Source organism: Segatella copri (genome assembly GCF_019249655.2).
In the GTDB taxonomy this organism is placed as follows: Bacteria; Bacteroidota; Bacteroidia; order Bacteroidales; family Bacteroidaceae; genus Prevotella.
The window spans coordinates 2,297,314-2,316,728 of sequence record NZ_CP137557.1 but is presented as its reverse complement, the minus strand read 5'-3'; the positions used below and the strand labels follow the sequence as shown (position 1 = coordinate 2,316,728).

Genomic DNA, 19,415 nt, shown 5'->3' with positions numbered 1-19,415 from the left:
ATTATGGCAACGTACTCAACCCTTGAAGAAATAAAGACCGGCATGCAGGATGACCTGTTTGCCGACGACCTTATCACTCTTCGTTCTGAGCAAAGGGACGCAATCGACCAAGCGAAGGAGCGTTTCTGTAAAAGAAGTGGAAGACGTGGTGAATACCAGTATGAAGTTCTTCCTGAATATCGCCAGTTCCTCTGGAATGCCAAGATGCGTTTCGGCAAGACCATCTGTGCCATGCAGCTTATGCGCGAACTGGATGTGAAGCGCACCCTTATCATCACCCACCGACCTGTAGTAGGAGAAAGTTGGCTGAAAGCCTTCAAACAGGTTGTGGGCAGCAAAAGTTCTGAGCCTAAAGTGAAAGGCAACAGCGACATCCACAAAACCTATGGTTTCGGTATGCGTTCGGATGATGAGAATGAAACTGTAGGTAACTACTATGATTTACAAAGCTTTGTCGAGACTCCAGGCAATCACTATGCCTTCTTTGTTTCGATGCAATATATTCGTCTCTCTGAACTTGTCAACAGCAAGACACAGGCAAAAAATGCAGGTAAGGAACTGGGCAATGGAAACTCTACATCCAAGGAGAACGAGATGCTGAAAGCTGATATTCTGAAAACCGACTGGGATTTAATTATTATAGACGAGGCTCACGAGGGAACACTTACCTCATTGGGCAAAGGTGTCATCCAGGACTTTCTGAAGAAAGAGAAAACCAAGATGCTCTATCTCTCTGGAACTCCTTTCAATCTCTATGAGGATTTCAATGGGGATGAAATCTACACCTGGGACTATATTGCCGAGCAAACTGCCAAGCATAACTGGAGTTTGGAACATCCCAACGAGAAGAATCCGTACGCTGAACTGCCGAAGATGAATATCTTCACCTACGACATTACCAAGAATATCGATAATATCCTGGACCAGACTGGCGTATTCTCGTTCCCTGAATTCTTCCGTACATGGACTGGTAATCCTAAAGCCGACAAAGCATCTATGCCAGAGGGTGCTAAAGGCCGTTTTGTGCATGAGCCGGAAGTATCTGAGTTCTTGAATTTACTCAGCATAAAGGATGACGAGAATAATTTTCCGTTCTCAAAACCTGAATATCGCCAGATGTTCCGTCATACACTTTGGGTAGTATCTCATGTCAACGAAGCGGCAGCTTTGGAGCAAATTCTGAAAGAGCATAAGATTTTCCGTCACTTCGATGTTGTGAATGTAGCAGGTAGAAGCGATACTGACGAACAGAATGAGAATGCGCTCGACAAAGTGCTTAAAGCGATTGGCGACAATCCAGAGAAGACTTCTACCATTACCATATCCTGTGGCCGTCTGACTACAGGCGTTACTGTAGCGCCTTGGACTGCCGTGTTCTATCTGAAAGGTGGCGACCGTGCTGCCACTTACATGCAGACCATCTTCCGTGTGCAGTCTCCATACAAGACTCATGAAGGTAAGATCAAGAAAGAATGTTATGTATTCGACTTTGCGCCCGACCGCACCTTGAAGATTGTGGCTGAAACAGCCAAGTTCTCTTCTATGGCTACAGCTAAGGAGAAGAAGAAGCAGGAAGGCGATGAAGAAAAGACGCAGGAAATGCGTGACAAGGAGACTGTTCGTGAATTTATCGAGCTTTGTCCTGTTCTTTCAATGGATGGAGGCAAGATGAGCGCAATGGATGTTAACGACATCTACAAGCAGTTGGAAAATGTGTTTATCGACCGACTGGTACGCAAGGGCTTTGACGATCCATGTCTCTATAACCAGGATGAGTTGAACAAGGTGAATCCGGAAATCATCAATCATATTGGTGAGCATGGAGGCAAGGCTCCTGACGAGAAGCGCAAGGATGCGAAAGATACCGTTGATCTGAGCCACATGACCGATGAACAGCGTGCCGAATGGGAGGAAAAGATTCGCCAGAAGAAAGCAGAAGCCAAGAAGAAAGCAGAAGAAAAGCTGAAGAAGGACGAGGAGTTCAAGGCAAAATGGGAAGCTATGTCTGATGAAGAGCGTGAGCAGTGGCTGAAGGAAGAAGCTGAGCGTATTGCCCGACGTGAAAAGGCAAAGGAAGAGCGTGAGGAGTTTAAAAAGCGTATGACTAATATCCGTGGTATTGCGCTCCGTATTCCGTTGCTGATGTATGGCGGTGCTGATGCAGGAGACCCTAAGGACGAACTGACTGTTGACAACTTCACCCGAAAGATTAAGGATGAGTCGTGGACTGAGTTCATGCCGAAGGGAATCTCGAAGGAAGATTTCAATAAAATTCGTAAATGCTTCAATGCTACCCGCTTTGAGGAAGCGGGTAAGAAATATCGTGCCCTTACCCGTGAGGCAGACTTCATGCATATCGATGAACGCATCCGTCAGATTACGGAGATTTTCTCTTATTTCCGCAATCCTGACAAGGAGACGGTGCTCACTCCTTGGCGTGTAGTGAATATGCACATGAGTGACACGATTGGTGGTTGGTGCTGGTACGACGAAACCTTTGATGAAAAGACTGGAGTACTCGACACACCTCGTTATGTTGAACAGGGCGATGTAACCCGTCAAATCTTTGACAATGTTGACCTTACAGGAGAGGTTCAGACAAAGATATTGGAGATCAATTCGAAGACTGGTCTCTACCCTCTTTATGTCACCTACTCTCTCTTCCGTCGCCGCTTGGATGAATACATCAAGGCGGAATGCATCGACAAAGAGACGGTCAGCGTGCAGGAAGAACAAGTGGTATGGGATGATATTGTAAAGGATAACATGTATGTTATCTGCAATACTCCTATGGCTGTGGGTATCACTCGCCGCACCCTCTTTGGTTTCCGTCAGGTTGACCAGAAAGCGAATATCAAAAACGTACAATTAATCGAACGTGCTTCTAAGGACCAGGAAGGACTCGTAAAAGAATTGAAGTCTGTTGGTTTCTGGAAGGGCAATTCAAGTAAGCAAGAAATGAAATTTAATGCTGTGGTGGGAAATCCACCGTATCAGATTATGGATGGTGGCGCACAAGCAAGTGCAACGCCTGTTTATAATTTATTTGTCAATTTAGCAAAAAAAATGCTTCCTAATTATATATCTATAATTATGCCAGCCCGTTGGTATAGCGGAGGAAAAGGTTTAGATGAGTTTAGAGTAAGTATGCTAGAAGATAAGCATATAAAGCGACTTGATGATTTTACAAATCCTGAAAACGTTTTTCCTCATACTAATATACGAGGAGGTATTTGCTATTTTCTATGGGATATTATGTATGATTCTCAAGAAAAAAAGACTCGAGTTATTAGTCATGGAAATAATGGCGTAATCTGTGATAAAATGCGCTTTCTTAAATTAGACAATATTGATACATTTATTCGTAGTTATGAAGCTATTTCTATAATAGAAAAAATAAGGAATAAAGACTTTTCAAGTATAAAATCAATTGTGTCAGCTCGTAAACCATTCGACTTACCTACAGATTTTATCAAAAACAGTCAATATAAACAGTCTCCTGATGAACTTACAAATCCTCTCTTGTGTTATGGAAAAGGACATTGTATAGGATATGTTGAAAGAAAACTAATAAAGAAGAACAATGGATGGATAGACAAATATAAGGTCATTACTCCATATGCCAACAATATAGGAACTGAGTTAAATGATGATAATCTCAATGCTTTTATCTCTGAACCTAATAGTATTTGTACTGAGACATATCTTGTAATAGGAGCCGATTTAAACTTGACAAAAACAGAATGTCAAAATCTCATAGGCTACCTACAAACAAAATTTGTTAGATTTTTAATAAGTCTATCAAAATCAGGACATCATGCGACTGCGGCAGTTTACCAATTTGTACCTTTATTAGATTTTAGCAAAATCTGGACAGATGAGGACTTATACGAGAAATATGGCTTGGACCTCTTTGAACGAGAGTACATCGAGTCGTTGATTAAGCCGATGGACTAATTCCCTCTCGAGTGATTCTTCAAGAACAACGATATTAAAAAAAATAGATTATGCCAAAGAAAGAATATACGTCTTTACCGATAAATTATCCTGTATGTGAGCATAGTAGCTGCCCTATGGCAGCTACCTGCTTACATCAGGTAGCCTACTCCATGATGATGGAGCAGAATGAAGAGTATCTGCGTCTGATCAATCCCACCAGATGCAGCAAGGACGAGACATGTACATACTATCGAGATAAAAAGCCGGTGATATTAGCCAAAGGATTCACCAACTTCCAAAAGCGGATGTACCCACAGCAGTATGACCAGTTCATGACTACCCTCATCCTCCACTTCGGGCGCAACCAATATTTCAAGCGCAGACGTGGTGACATTCTTCTTCCACCAGAGGAGCAAGAAGTGATAAAACTGATGCTTGAAAAGGTAGGAGCTGACTCCAAAATGGACTTCGACAAATACGAGGAGCACATCAATTGGAGTGCCTGATTCATGCCTTCAAAGTACCTGGTCAGTACCACATAAGTGTTACTACGGTGTCAGTTACTTGATACTCCAGTACCACCTAAGATAAACTCCAGTACCAGTTAAGCGGTACGAAAAACGGTACTAAGCGTAATTGAAAGAGGAAAAAAGTTAAACCATAACATAAATAAGACAATATGACATCAAACGATATAAACGATATGATGCTCTATGGTGAGCGCATAAACATAGAATATAAGGAAGCTACAAACGAGCTTCCAAAGTCGGTATGGGAAACCTATTCTTCCTTTGCCAACACTATTGGCGGAACTATTATACTTGGTATCAAGGAACGCCGAAACCATACAATTGAGCAAGGACGTTTTGAAGTGACAGGAGTTAACGATACCGACAAAATCCTAAAATCATTTTGGGACACTATTAATAGTGCAATACTGCGTTAAATTAATATTTAATCGTCTGTAAATCAATAACTTATATTAAGAAATGCTTATGAAAACTTAACTATAGAAAGTTGGTCAAGTCGCTGATTTTCAGTAACTTTGCAAATCACGACAAACGCAAAATTATATGAATACAGGACTTGACCAATATATGGATATCTTTAAAGATGCAGTTGAAGATTCGGCTGCAAAGTTAACAAAAAGTTTCGAGAAAATACTCATCGAGGTGATAATTTTGTTCATGGTAATACCAAGAAAGATAAATTTCACCCAAATGGGGAGGTATGGCTCGCATGTTGAGCAAACCTATCGCAACGCATTCGGCTTAAAAAAGTCGAAAAGCATTGACTGGCTCAAACTTAATGTCTCACTTGCCAAGCGCTTCTTTGGTAAACAGGGAAGATGGGCTATTGCCATTGATCCCAGCTACATCAGCAAAGCTGGCAAGAAGACTCCACATATCGGTCGTTTTTGGTCGGGATGTGCACAGTCTGTTAAACATGGTCTCGAAATCATGGGTATTGGCCTCATTGATATTGATGCCAAAGACTGCATGATGTTAAAAGCACACCAGTCGCTAAGTAATAAAGAACTGAGTCTTAGAAACAAGACTATGGTAGATTTCTATATCAGCGTCATTAAGCGTTACCGCAAGGAACTTCTTAAACTCTCAACCCTCATAGTTGCAGATGCTTACTTCTCTACAAGTACATTTGTTAATGGGATAAAGAAAGAAGGGTTCTCTTTGATAAGCCGCTTTCGTGACAATGCTTGTCTCTTTTATGTCTATGCTGGTCCACGTACTGGAAAACGTGGTCGCCCCAAGACCAAGGATGGCAAGATTGATATGAAGAATCTTGACCTCACTCGAATGGAGAAGATGGAGATGAAAGATATAGAAGGAACAGCTTATACTTTGATAGCCTATTCCAAGGCACTCAGGTGTAAAGTTAGACTTGTCATCTGGCAGATGCCGAATGGCAAGAAGAAACTATTCTTCTCTACAGACACCTCACTTTCGGGTGAAGAAGTACTTCTTTATTATAGAACCAGGTTCCAGATCGAATTTTGCTTTCGTGACGCCAAAGGCTATACTGGTCTTATGGACTGCCAGGCTCGCGATAAGTGGAAACTCGATTTTGCTTTCAATGCTTCGTTCACATCACTAAATGTTGCCAAGGTAACTATGAAGGAGATGGGAATGGAATATTCTATGTCTTCATTCAAGTCACTGATGACCAATATTTATCTGGTGAAACGAATTTTTAAAGCAAGCGGGTACACCCCGAACCGAACTTTAATTAGCAAGATTTTCAAAGATCTCTCGTGCTTACAGCGTATAGCTGCTTAGCACATTATTGAATTATTAACGAACTATTGATAGTGATAAGGTAAGTCGTAATATCCTCATGGAGGACAATGTGGAATGTATTGACTATAATGGCAAAAACATTATAGCCATACACGTACCAATGGCAAACTATACCATGCGTCCTATCTACATCAATAAGAACCTGATAGGAGGTTCGTATAAGCGCAACTTTGAAGGAGACTATCATTGCACAGATGAAGAAGTTAAATCAATGTTGCGTGATGCCAATGAAAATGGCAACGATGGTACATTGGTAGAAAATTATGACTTAAATGACATAGACATGCCTACCCTACATGCCTATCGTAACCGCTTTGAAGTGAGAAATGTGGATCATGCTTTCAACCAACTTGACGACAAAGAGTTTCTGAGAAATATGGGAGGATATGTTTTTGATAGAAACACGCATCGCGAGGGATTAACCGTTGCCGGACTCATGATGTTCGGCAAAGGACTTCCTGTGCGTGACCGCTTCGACAACATACGTATGGATTATATAGACAAGACCAACTTAGAAACAGATAGCCGTTGGAGCGACCGATTGACATATGATGGTACATGGGAAAACAACCTTTTCAACTTCTTTATGCGAGTTATTGCCAAGCTCACACAAGATTTGAAACGTCCATTCAAACTCGAAGGTATGGAGCGTATCGATGACACGCCTATACATAAAGCTGTACGTGAAGCTCTGACCAACATGATTATCCACGCTGATCTACTCATCACTGGAGTACTGAAAATAGAGAAGTACGAGAAAGAATTTCTCTTCTCTAATCCAGGCTCGCTAAAACTGCCAATGGAGGACATCATGCATGGTGGTAATTCTAAAGCAAGAAATCCACGAATACAAAATATGCTACGTATGATTGGCTATGGCGAAAACATCGGTAGTGGCTATCCAACTATATTAAAGACATGGAAGGAACAAAACTGGCGCAAACCGATCTTGATAGATCGAACAGAATTGCGTCAGGTAGATCTCACATTGCCTATGGTAAGTCTTCTTCCTGCATCAACTTTAGCAGAAATGAAAGCTTATTATGGCGAAGAAACATACAATAGCTTTACTGCCAATGAGCAACAAGTAATGGCATACGTTTGGAATGGTGATAGTGTAAGCAATATGGAGCTGCAGCAAATGCTTGGAATGAACTCTCTGGAAATAGGCAAGTTATTACATAATATGGTTGATAAAAACCTGCTTAACCAAGAAAGCAAAAACCGCTGGACCACATATACTATAAACAAAGAAATCACTCCTGAAAACGGATGTGAGGTAAAGAGTGAGGTAAAGAGTGAGGTAAAGAGTGAGGTAAAGAGTGAGGTAAAGAATCAAACTGAAACTCTTACAAATTCTGAAAAAGAAGTATTATCCCTCATTAAACAAAACACCCAAATTACATATGAGCAAATTGGAAAAAGCTTATCATTAGGTGTAACTACTATCTACAAAATAGTAAAATGTTTAAAGAAAAAGGAACTAATCCATCGTGTAGGAAGTAGCGCACATGGTTATTGGGTAGTAAATAATAGTGAGATTTCCGAAAAATAGAATGAGGGCAATGAAACAAGTGATACCTACACCAGCATCCATCCGCAAGGCTTACGTGGAAGAATATCTGAAACGCAGGCCCGATGCAGAGGAGTTCGCCCGATTCACCGAATCGGAACTGGCTGACTTCATACGAAAGCATGAGTCACCAAACTTTGAAAGCATCTATACACAGCTCGACCATAACTACTATGATCGAGTACGCCATGACATGGCAATAGACGGACAGATGAGAACAGAAGACAATGCTGCTGACAACAGGTATTCCTTACATCTGAAAACATGGTCAGGGTTTCTGGAATCAAAAGCATTCCGCAATCTATTCAAAACAAAGATTGCCATAGAGAATTTGTCATCTGATGCGGAACCATCAGCACCTTCTACTCCATCATTCCGGGAAGAAACCGAAGGCGAACGGAAACATATTCTGAAAGAGATGGATGTGATAAGGCGCAATCCTCAGCTCCGCCAGATGTGCCTTGACAAGTATGGCTACCAATGCCAATGCTGTGGAATGGATTTTGAGGAAACATACGGCAGAGAACTGGGTGCCAACTTCATGGAAGTGCATCATCTAAGGATGATTTCCACATACGAGACCGATGGCGTACCCAAGGACTTTCTGGAGAATCTGGTACCGCTATGCAGCAACTGCCACAGTATGATTCATCATATCAAGGATTCGGAACAACCGTTAAGGGATTTGCGTGAAGCATACCGAGGCATCAAGAAAGAAATTAAAATATGGAAACAAGACTAAGCAAGAAGCTTGCAGACAAAATAGCATCGTTAGACACCAGCCATCCATACGTATGGAAGCTGAGATTGTCGGAGGCAGATTTCAATGAACTTGAAGTCTGCCTAAGCGCTATTGTGTCTGATTGTGGAGTAGCAGCATTGGCAAAGCCTGAAAATGCCACGACAACCATTGTCTATATGGCAGAATGGTATAAGCGCAAATACCAAAGTGGCAACAGGAACCAACTGATAGAGAATCTGGATTTAGAAACACTCTGGTCCAACTCAGGCATCAGCAAGAAACGTTATCTGTATCAGGATGATAGCGGACAGAAGCGATGGCTCTACTCCATCTATGTGCTTGGTGGTCTTGCCATACAGCATGAGCTGAACCGTCATGACAAGATGAAGTTCCTGAAAGGACTTTGCCGTATCTATCATGGCGAGAACTATACATTAGAAAATCTGGATGAAGCATCAAGAGCTGTAGCATTCAGAGAGAGTATCAAGCGCCAGCATTCCCTTTATGAATACATGAAGGAGATTCTGAACGGAGAAATGCCCTTCCATGAAGACGATCTGAAGGATGCAGCATCTGACGTGAACCGATTCGTGGCAACCATCAAGGCTGCCAACGATGAAATATTGAAGATAAAATTCCGTTTCGAATGGCAAGTAATATTCTCGCCAGACTATACTTATATGACACGCCGACTCAACCTTTGGCTGAAACCAGAGGAAGTAGGTGGAGGTCTGCACCAGTATCTGCGTTACGATCGTGTGCATCTCTGGGGCGTGCCTAACCCAGAGAAACAATTACACCTATTTATATATATAAGGTTCAAAAGAGGCGATGAGGTGATAGAACCATCGACCAAGGATAATCCTATCATCACCTATCTCAACCACAGCGTGAACGACTTCGTTGCCTTTGGCGTAGAAAAAGGAGTACAGATCAAAAACATCCCTACATCACGATTTGATAAGATAGAAATCGTGGTGAAGGATGATGAAGGTAATGAATATCTGGCTCAAACACAGAATACAACAGAATACATCCAACTCTGGCGACAGGGAGACTATGGGGAGGCATGGACTTCTACCCAGAACACTCAGAAGGAAACGGCTCTGCTGTTTTCATACCGCTGCAAGCTGAAGGATGAGACCATTGCCGAAAATGTGTATCGCAAGCGATTCCGTGATCAGAAGTTTGGTACTACCGAGACATGGAATTGGATTTACATCTATGATTGCGTCAGTTTCCTGGATGAACAAGGAAAAGAGATCAACCTATATAACCGCATAGGTTATGACCAGGTTACTACAAGGCTTTATACCGACGCCATCCGATATGTAGGAGGCGGAAAGGTGAAGCATTATTATATAAACGACCCAAACATCAGCGACGAATATGAGGTAGATGAACTGCCGCTGATATTTGGATGGGAAGATGTGATAGTTCGTCACTTTGCTACCAAGGACGATATTCTCCATGCTCAGCCAGAGGAGGAAACCGAGGCTGAGATGATTGAATATAAACAAGAAAACGGCAGATATACCGAATGGACAAAGCTGAATGAACCTCCGTATGGTGAGGTGACATTAAGGGTAACTGTAAAAGGAAAGCCTTTATTGTTTACTGTAGTTTATCTGCCAAGATTAGAGAAAGCATCGCCTATCAAGCGAGACTTCGAGTCAACGCTCATCAGATACAAGAATGTAGATGGAACAGAGGCTGAACTTCAAGATGAAATCCCGAAGGATGGAAATCCTCTCTCCCCTACACTACCAGTCAGGTACGGAGAAGATGAAAGCTACTATGAAGTAGATGTCTATCGACCAACCCTATTGAAAGAGGTCATGCTTGATGGCAAGATTATCGAGTATCTGAATGATGAAGAAACGCTCAATCTTCCATACATCTTCAAAGACAGGGTTCAGCTGAATGACTTCAGCGAGAAAGGTTTTCAGGCATACGAATGCAGGAATCTGCGTAGTATTTATTCGCAGGACTTCATCAATATCTCTGGTAATCCATCGGTAGGTGAAGCTGCATTGAATGCCTGGCGAAATGACAATCACTATGTAGGAAAGCTACTCGATGTCATGGCTCCAGAAAGTCTGGTAGTATGTTTCGGCAATGATCAGGAGCACAGTTCATGGAAAGGTGAACAAGCTCTATACTGGAATTATGACGAGCAGTCTGAACCTGAGCCTATCAATCCGGATGAAGATGCAGACTCAAAGAATATGGGTGTGATATTTCAAAACATCAGCAAGACAGAAAATCTGCAATGTAACCTGGGAATGGATATCGACAATGATCCATGGGCATGGGACGACATCGAGGAATCAGTTACGGAATCCCTCCTGAAATGTTTCGAAGTGGCAAATCATTATGGAACATACTTCTTCCTGATGAAGACATTGAGAGATATGGACAAGGACAAGATTGTGTCGGAAATATATGAGCCTTTACTCGAAAAGAGAAACGGCACATTAACGCCAGAAGACAAACAGGGACTGCTCCGCTTTGCCGAAGAGTCAGGATTTGACTGGCAAGAGTTTAATATACACATAGATAACGAAATATAGACAAGAAATATAATAAGATTATGAACTTCTCTGAACTATATAACAACAATAGAACAGCGGTGGAAAGAGCCCTCGTTGCGATGTGGTGCGGTGAGTCGAACAACGACAGTCAGCGCTCATACATCAAGCAGATGAAGACTCTTATCGGCAATCTATTTGCGCCTGAAAATGCCGTGCCTGTAGTTCAATGCATGAACTCATATATCCCAGTTGCCCCTGAGAAAACTGAGGAAGCCAAGGCTTTGGTGGGTAAACTGTGGAACTTTAAATATTCTCCATACGAGCACCAGTATAAATGCTGGGATGTATTGCTCAGACAAAGAACGGCAGACGATAAGCCAAAATCGATTGTCGTGACTACGGGTACAGGATCTGGTAAGACGGAGTGCTTTATGATGCCATTGATTCATGACCTCTCACAAAACGCACTGCCAAATGAGATACAGGCTCTCTTTCTCTATCCTCTCAACGCCTTGATGGAAGATCAGAAGGAACGTCTGGAAGAACTTCTGACGGTTGCCGAATCTTCTACCGGCACTTGCCTGACCTACACTGTATATAATGGTGATCTGCCAGAAATGGAACCAAAGAATACAGACAAGTCGGATGATGCAGAGAAAATGCGCCGTCGCATAGAGCATGTGACTGGAGGCAAATATGAATGGGTAAAGGAAGATCCTGACGGGCAAGGACATTACGAGCTGAAGAACTCGAAATATCCTCACATGGTCTATACCCGTAAGGATGTTCGCAACAACCCTCCTCATATTGTATTGACCAACCCTACTATGCTGGAATACATCTTGCTGAGAGGAGCCGATGCAAAGTTGATTGTTGCAGGAAAGCATAGTCTTCGCTGGGTTGCTATCGACGAGACTCACTCTTATACTGGAGCAGGCGCAGCAGAACTTGCCATGCTTCTTCGCCGAGTGCTTCTCGCCTTCAAGGTGGATGCAAAGAATGTGCGTTTTGCAACATCATCTGCTACCTTCGGAAATGGTGAGGACAAAGAGAAGGATGAAAGAGAACTGAAGGAGTTTATTGCCGGTATCACTGGCGTAAGAGCTGACCAGGTGGAAGCTATTGGAGGTAAGCGTATCGGAGAAACTGAAATTCCAAAGGGTGAAGACGAAGAGCGTTGGAGAAAGATATTCAAGGCTGACTATATCTCTCTGGATGAACTATATCCAGAGAAAGCATCTATCAGCCAGAAACTGCAATGGCTCGACGAGATGTGTCAGCGTGAAGAAGACCGCTGCAAGGAAGAAGGACTGAAGATGCCTGTATGTAAATTGAAGGTACACTACTTCTATCGTGTCCCTAACAACGGTCTCTTTGTCCGCTTGAATGAGTTTGCAGATGGGTCTTTCAAGATATATACAGAAAACGCAATCGGAAAGAAGATTGGTGAAGATTCTCTGTCATTGACTCCTATCGAGGAAGCTCCGTTGCTGGAACTCAGCCGATGCAAGCATTGCGGCGAGTATGTAGCACTGGCTTCTGTCAATACCGAGGATTGGACTTACGAGACAATCGCAACTGATGATAGTGATATGTTCGACCTCGATATGGCAGAAAGCAATGACAACTCAACGAAGAAGTATGCCATCTTCGGACTCTCTAATGAAAAGAACATGAAGGGAGACGGCAACGTGAAATTCCGTTTGGTTCCTGGAGGCAAACTTCAACCATTAACACCTGCCGATGAAAAAGAAACAGGAAGTTGGCATGTTGTTGGAAACATTCAGGGATGCTGTCCATACTGCAATGCCAAACAGACCAAGAACCACAATACAGACCAGGATGTAGAAGGTGATGCAAATGGCAATATGGAAGACAACCGTCTGCAGAAGTTCCGTCTCTCTGCCGACTTCATCTCACGCATGATGGCTCCAAGCATCCTTGACCAGTTGGATAAAGGCGATTCAAAGACAGGCGGCATCGTGCTTCATGATGGTCAGCAATATATCAGTTTTGTGGATAGCCGTCAGGCTGCAGCAAAAGCAACCTTGAAACAGAATCTGGAACAGGAACGCATGTGGTTCAACAGTACCATATACCATGAACTGTGTCGCAGGAAGGCAAATGGACTGACAAAGGAGGCTGCTATGGCACAAATCTTAGCAGCTGTTCAAGCAGATCCTATGTCTATGATGAAATATACACCAATGATGGCTAATCTCCAGTCGCCTGACCCTAAGGTGGTTCAGAAGCAGCTGGACGAGATGTCGTGCAAGTATATGACCTGGTCAGAGATAGCAGAACTTCTGAAAAAAGATCCATACTGTCCGGTGTTTGCATCCGTATTCGTGAAGCGTTCGGGTGATAGCGATGAGGTGGAAGACGGACTTCCATCTGATGAAATCATTGACAAGTATATCCAGAGTATCATGGTGATGTATTTGGCACATCGTCCTGCATCGGCAGCATCTCCGGAAACATTGGGTCTGTTTGAAACATGCTATCCTCAACTGGATAAAATCAAGTTGCCAAAGGCTGTAGAAGACTTCAATGATTTGCTGGACAACCCAGCTAACCAGATTACAGAAGAGGACTGGAGAAACCTGATGCAGGTTTATCTCGACTATACGGTACGAAGCAACCAGTCTTTCTATCTTCGCATTCCAGGAAATGACAAGATAGACATCTTCTCAACGGTACGTTTTGCTACAGAGAAGCCTCGCCGTCGTCCATTTAACAAACCTAAACTGGAAGAAGGCAAGGTATCAACTGCCCGTATTGTGCGTTATCTCTGTGCGCTGATTGCCCGTGATGACAACACATTGACCATGAATGATGCCCAGCGACAGTATTTCCATGAGATTTCTGCTGTGATAGATTCTCTTTGGGAAACTCTGACTGGCGATGAATATAAGATATTGCAGGTGGGTCAGCGTCTGGATGAGTCGGGACACTTTGTCAATGAAAAAGACAATGCGCCTCGTTTCAATCTCAATGACCTGTGCTTCAAGCTCTATGATGACGTTTATCTCTGCGATACAAAAGCAGACGGTAATCGTCATGTGGTCTGCCTGCGCCCTATCGGAAACAATTTCAAGCGTTTCTCTCCATATCTGGAGGGTACTACTCCAGTGGAATTACGTGAGGATTTGCATGAACATTGGGAGGCATTCCCATACTATAAGGGTTCAGCAAAGGAAGGAGACAAGAAGACTATAGAATCCTGGGCTAAGACGCATAGAGCCTTACTTTGGAACCATAACATTTGGGGAACAGATGGTGTATTCTCAGACCGTCTGGAGGATATTCATGTATTCCCAAATCTCTTTGTACAGCAGGAGCATACTGCTCAGGTAGATAAAAGTGTGGCTCGTGGATTGCAGTCAAAGTTCAAGGATCATACCATCAATATCCTTGCCTGCTCTACAACTATGGAGATGGGTGTGGACTTGGGTAACCTGGAGGTAGTATTGCTATCGAGTGTTCCTCCTCTGCCAGCGAACTATAAGCAGCGTGCTGGTCGAAGCGGACGTAACAACAAGGTTCGTAGTGCCTGTATAACCCTTTGTGGTTCAGACGTGATAGGTCTTAGAACATTGAGTAATCCTATAGATAAGATTATCAGCCGACCAGTAAGAGTGCCATCGGTAGATTTGAAGAGTCCTCAGGTGATTCAGCGTCATGTTAACTCATTCCTTGTTCGTGCCTTTGGCGTGTTTACCGAAGGTGCCAATGGTGGTCGTCTGACACAAAAGGTAGCAGACTATTATACCCCATTTGAAGTCAAGGTAATCAACGGCAAGATTGAGTTTGTGAAGGATAATTCAAGTAATGCCGACCCTAACGACCTGCTTGGCGATCCAAAGGGAACAATGTATGAGAAATTCAACATTCTATGTTCCAAGCAACTTGAACCAGAGGTACGTGAGGACTTGATGAAACTTTTGAGTGGTACGGTCTATGATGATCAAATCAATCAGGTGGTCAAGAATGCTCAGGAAATCAACGAGCGTTGCTATTCTGAACTGCGCAACAAACTGATAGACTACAAGACTGCATTTTCGGGAGGTGGTCCTATCACGGACAAATTCCGCATCAAGCTGAAAATGCAGTATATAGAGGTGTTGTATAAGCGATTGTTGAACTTCTGGGCAACCAGTCGTTTCACTCCGAATGCCAATATGCCGGTCAACGTGCTCACGCTCGATTTGAACAGCAATGGCAAGAAAGACTTCTTTACTCCTATGACATCATCCAATCCATCCTACTCATTGCGTGATGCCATCGCCCAGTATGCGCCAGGCAACAGCGTGGCAGTTGATGGTGTGGTATATATCGTTCGTGGTATAGAAATCACCAACATGTATGATGACAACCACAAAACATACAAGACCATCTATCGAAACAGTGACAAGACGGTAATCAATGATTCTACGCTCAGTAATCAGATTAAATGGACTGTGAATGATAACTATGGGCTGGAACTGATTCAGCCAGTTGGTTTCATGCCTGATATGAATGAGGACAAGACCCGAATCATGGACAGTAATGTCTATACACGAGTTAGTGCTCAGCTGATTGATGCTGACGACTGGGCAAACAATGTGACGGAACCACATCTTTTCTCTGTTCGCCCTAATAGTGATTCAGGCAATGCCAAGATACTCTATTACAATGAAGGAAAGGGATATGGATATTGCTTCTGTCCTAAGTGTGGACGTACCGTATTGGAAGAAGATGTTGCGGACAAGGATGAGCCATTGAAGTTCCCTTATGAGTTTAACAATATAAAGCCCGAAAAGAAGGAAGGAAAGCCAGAGAAGCCAAAATTCCATTTCGCCATCACCGGTAAGGAAATGCGCAAGGCTTGTGGTTGCTCACATGACACAACAAAGGTGAAGCGCAATGTGATTATTGGCGACACAATACAGACCGACTATAGCGAGATTCGTATTCGCCATAAGGGAAAGAACAAATGGATGTCTAACCGTGATGAGGAGGAGAACCTGCTCTTTACATTGGGTATAGCCTTCACTCAGACCTTGGTGGACATTCTGGGCAAAGAACGTGGAGCCGTTGACTTCGCCATCATGCCAAATGGTCATCTCTGTATCTTCGACTGTAATCCAGGAGGAGCTGGCTATGCTAACCAAATGGCTAACATTCAGGTAATGAAGGATGTCATCAAGGCTACGAAGAAACTCCTGATGGAAGCTCGTGAGAAGAAATCAAAGGATATGCTCCTCGACAAGTTTACACTCAGATATGCCAAGTTCGTAGATGTAGATGCTGCTTTGGCTTGGATAGAAGAAGAGGAAGAAGTGGGTGATACCGTTCCTCAAAACATCAAGGATGCATTCCCTGGTGCTTCGCCATCACAGACCACATTATACGATTTGGAGAAGGCATTTGCTGCATCCCATCAAGAACTGGTTCTGTTTGCCGACAATGAATATGCCGAATGGGATTATGAGGATAGAGAAAACGGATGGCAACCTCAGTTCATGAATCGTTTTGTGATAAAGAGCCAGACTACGACTTTCTGCCTGATGGAATCGGAACAGACAGCAATAGTGGAACCTGTTGTGGCAATGTGCCGTGAGATAAAAGCATGGGCTAAAGGCAGCGATGTCAAGAAGATGAAGAATCCTTGGGCAAGCAAAGGCCTCTACCCTATTGCTTACATTGACGGCAGCCTTTACTTCATGAGCAGCAAGGAACATGCACAACTGAATGCTCAATGGGGCAACGACACCATGTTCTTTGTTCGCACGGATAATCCTATTGCTTCTGCGAAGTCTATGGACTTGTCTTATAAACCATCTGCCATGCTGTTGAAACTGGCAGGTGATGAATTCAAGGAGATTCATACATATCAGTTAGGTGAAATTCTCCAAACGAAGTCAAATGGTCTCATTGATGAGTTCATTTCCTATGCTAAGCAGAATGGTGGCGATTTGAAGATTAGCTATCAGGACGAACATCTGAAGAGTATCATGGGTATGATGATTACCATACAGACCATCTGGCATATAGTGAAACAGATTGGTTCTAACTTCGACATCGAGTTCAAGGTTGAAGTCTACAGAGACGACAAGGGTAATGCCAACAAGATATGCACCAACATGCCATCTTCTGAAGTGCGTGACAAATGGTTGACGAACTTCACAAATGCATGGATAGATGACCTCAAATATGATCAGAACATAGAAGGTCATTTACTCCCTGTCGTTTCCGTTCCTAAGCGTACCCTCACCCATTGGCGAGTATTGTCAATAACTTGTGGTAACAAGAAGCTCTCAATCTATCCAGATGGAGGTTTCATTAACGAGTGGAACATTGCCCGTCAGCCAAATGGCGAACGATTTGAAGTAGAAACAATAACCTACGATACTAAGATTTATCTCTATCGTAATAAGGATATTAAATTTGATATAGCAATAGAAAACTGTTAAGATATGAGCAGCGAGAAATTTCATAACACATCTATCACCATCAAAGGTTTGTTGGGGTTGATAGAAGCAAAAGATATAGCAATTCCAGAAATACAAAGACCGTTTGTCTGGAAAAACAGCCAAGTTAGGGACCTTATAGATTCACTCTATAAGGGCTATCCTACTGGATATATAATCCTGTGGAAGAATCCTAATGTAAAATTAAAGGACGGAACTATTTCTTCTGGTAAGAAAGTGATCATAGACGGCCAGCAACGTATAACAGCACTAATGACAGCTATTGCTGCACAAAAAGTGTTTAATAACGAATTCAAAGAAAGCCGTGTTAAGATTGCGTTTAATCCTTTTGCGGCTTTAGAGTATGCCAATGGAGACAGTGAGGCAGAAATGTTTGCTGTTCAAACACCTGCTCATATCAAGAGTAAGAATTGGATTCCTGATATATCAGAAATATTCAGTACAAAATTCTCTTCATGGACATTCATTCCAAAGTACATAGAGGAAAATCCAGAAATGTCTGGCAATGACTTACAGCAAGTTTTGGATCAACTAAAGAGTGTAGAAACAACTCAAATTGGCGTTATCGAGCTTTCAGAAAAACTTGATATAGATGTAGTTACTGATATATTTATCCGCATTAACTCAAAGGGAACTCCTTTGAGCCAGGGAGATTTTGTTATGTCAAAAATGGCGGCAGATGAACAACATGGAGGAAATACACTCCGTAAAATTGTTGACTATTTCAGCCATTTGGCTGTTGTTCCGACATATTATGAGTACATCAAAAATAACGATAAAGATTTCGCATCTACCCCATATCTGCAAAAACTTTCATGGCTTGCAGACGACAAGGAAACGGTATATGATCCAGGATGTGACGATGTTATACGTGTTGCTTTTATGCACAAATTGAAAAGAGCCAAACTTGCCAATTTGGTTCAACTTCTTACCGGTCGTGATTTTGAGACACGTGAATTTAAGGAAGAAATTATTGAAGATACTTTCAATAAAATGTATGAGGGTGTTTTGAATGTCATCAGTCAGCACAACTTTACACAATTTATGATTGCCATTAAGTCTGCAGGATTCATATCCAACAAAATGGTTACTTCAAATATGGCACTGGACTTTGCATATACAATACATTTGTTGCTACAAGAATCAGACGTACCTGTTGCAGAACGAAAAAGAATTGTACAGAAATGGTATGTTTTGTCTGTTTTGACAGGCAGATACAGTAGTTCACCAGAATCCGCTTTTGCACGTGATATTCGTCAAATAACTGAACAAGGTGTGCCAGCTATGTTGAAAGCAATGGAGGATGCCATATTGTCTGAGAATTTCTGGAATGTTGCTGTTCCACAGAATCTTACAATGACATCTACAAATAATCCAACATATCTAGTATATTTGGCTTCACAAGTTTATTTTAACGACATATCTCTGCTTTCAACAAATATAACTGTTAGAGAGCTTATCAGTCTTGGCGGCGATGTGCATCATGTATTTCCAAAGCAATACCTGATAAACAATCACTATGCAAAGAATCAGTATAATCAAGATGCAAACTATGCTTATCTTGATAGACCTGTCAATGAGTCTATCGGCAAAAAGTCTCCAAAGGAGTACTTTAGTCTTGCATTAGAACAATGCCAAACAAAAGTAGCTGTTTGTGGTTCTATTACAGATGAAGATTTACTTCAGAAGAATCTTGCAATGAATTGCATACCTTCTGACGTATTCAAGATGGATCAAAACGATTATATCCATTTCTTGGAAGTCCGCCGCTTATTAATGGCAAATAAAATTAGAAAGTATTACGAAAGTTTGTAGTACAATATAATTCTTCATTAA

9 protein-coding genes are annotated in these 19,415 nt (G+C 42.3%); all 9 read left to right on the top strand.

All coding sequences use genetic code 11. The features are described from left to right. The first annotated feature begins 3 nt into the window (after nt 1-3). The 9 genes from KUA49_RS09325 to KUA49_RS09285 all read left to right on the top strand — a co-directional run bounded on the left by KUA49_RS09325 (nt 4) and on the right by KUA49_RS09285 (nt 19,394). Nucleotides 4-3,957: an Eco57I restriction-modification methylase domain-containing protein gene (locus KUA49_RS09325; RefSeq protein ID WP_218413451.1), complete on the top strand. Its 3,954-nt coding sequence runs from the start codon at nt 4-6 to the stop codon at nt 3,955-3,957. A gap of 50 nt (nt 3,958-4,007) precedes the next feature. Then, nucleotides 4,008-4,445, top strand: coding sequence for a DUF6078 family protein (locus KUA49_RS09320; protein ID WP_218413450.1), 438 nt, complete (start codon nt 4,008-4,010; stop codon nt 4,443-4,445). A 173-nt stretch (nt 4,446-4,618) separates the two neighbouring features. Continuing rightward, nucleotides 4,619-4,885 carry a helix-turn-helix domain-containing protein gene (locus KUA49_RS09315; RefSeq protein ID WP_218413449.1) on the top strand — a complete coding sequence of 89 codons (267 nt, stop codon included), beginning with the start codon at nt 4,619-4,621 and terminating at the stop codon, nt 4,883-4,885. A 127-nt stretch (nt 4,886-5,012) separates the two neighbouring features. Next, nucleotides 5,013-6,236, top strand: coding sequence for a transposase (locus KUA49_RS09310; RefSeq protein ID WP_153093847.1), 1,224 nt, complete (start codon nt 5,013-5,015; stop codon nt 6,234-6,236). Nucleotides 6,237-6,294: 58 nt separating this feature from the next. Then, nucleotides 6,295-7,812 (top strand): ATP-binding protein, encoded by a 1,518-nt coding sequence (locus KUA49_RS09305; protein WP_218412858.1) that lies wholly within the window; start codon nt 6,295-6,297, stop codon nt 7,810-7,812. 10 nt (nt 7,813-7,822) lie between these two features. Then, nucleotides 7,823-8,572, top strand: a complete 750-nt coding sequence (locus KUA49_RS09300) for an HNH endonuclease (RefSeq protein ID WP_218412859.1) — start codon at nt 7,823-7,825, stop codon at nt 8,570-8,572. After that, entirely contained in the window at nt 8,557-11,145 is a 2,589-nt protein-coding gene (locus KUA49_RS09295; RefSeq protein ID WP_218412860.1) for a hypothetical protein, read from the top strand. The genes KUA49_RS09300 and KUA49_RS09295 overlap by 16 nt, the downstream gene beginning before the upstream one ends. A gap of 20 nt (nt 11,146-11,165) precedes the next feature. Then, a complete protein-coding gene (locus KUA49_RS09290) occupies nt 11,166-17,561 on the top strand; it encodes a DEAD/DEAH box helicase (RefSeq protein ID WP_218412861.1) in 6,396 nt (2,131 codons plus the stop codon). A 3-nt stretch (nt 17,562-17,564) separates the two neighbouring features. Continuing rightward, on the top strand, nt 17,565-19,394 hold the full coding sequence (locus KUA49_RS09285) for a DUF262 domain-containing protein (protein WP_218412862.1): 1,830 nt from the start codon (nt 17,565-17,567) through the stop codon (nt 19,392-19,394). Nucleotides 19,395-19,415 lie beyond the last annotated feature (21 nt).

Excerpts from the sequence above, each read along its gene's own strand:
- KUA49_RS09320 (WP_218413450.1), top strand. The coding sequence starts at position 4,008 with ATGCCAAAGAAAGAATATACGTCTTTACCGATAAATTATCCTGTATGT.
- KUA49_RS09300 (WP_218412859.1), top strand. The coding sequence starts at position 7,823 with ATGAAACAAGTGATACCTACACCAGCATCCATCCGCAAGGCTTACGTG.
- KUA49_RS09295 (WP_218412860.1), top strand. The coding sequence starts at position 8,557 with ATGGAAACAAGACTAAGCAAGAAGCTTGCAGACAAAATAGCATCGTTA.
- KUA49_RS09325 (WP_218413451.1), top strand. The coding sequence starts at position 4 with ATGGCAACGTACTCAACCCTTGAAGAAATAAAGACCGGCATGCAGGAT.
- KUA49_RS09310 (WP_153093847.1), top strand. The coding sequence starts at position 5,013 with ATGAATACAGGACTTGACCAATATATGGATATCTTTAAAGATGCAGTT.
- KUA49_RS09305 (WP_218412858.1), top strand. The coding sequence starts at position 6,295 with ATGGAGGACAATGTGGAATGTATTGACTATAATGGCAAAAACATTATA.
- KUA49_RS09315 (WP_218413449.1), top strand. The coding sequence starts at position 4,619 with ATGACATCAAACGATATAAACGATATGATGCTCTATGGTGAGCGCATA.
- KUA49_RS09290 (WP_218412861.1), top strand. The coding sequence starts at position 11,166 with ATGAACTTCTCTGAACTATATAACAACAATAGAACAGCGGTGGAAAGA.
- KUA49_RS09285 (WP_218412862.1), top strand. The coding sequence starts at position 17,565 with ATGAGCAGCGAGAAATTTCATAACACATCTATCACCATCAAAGGTTTG.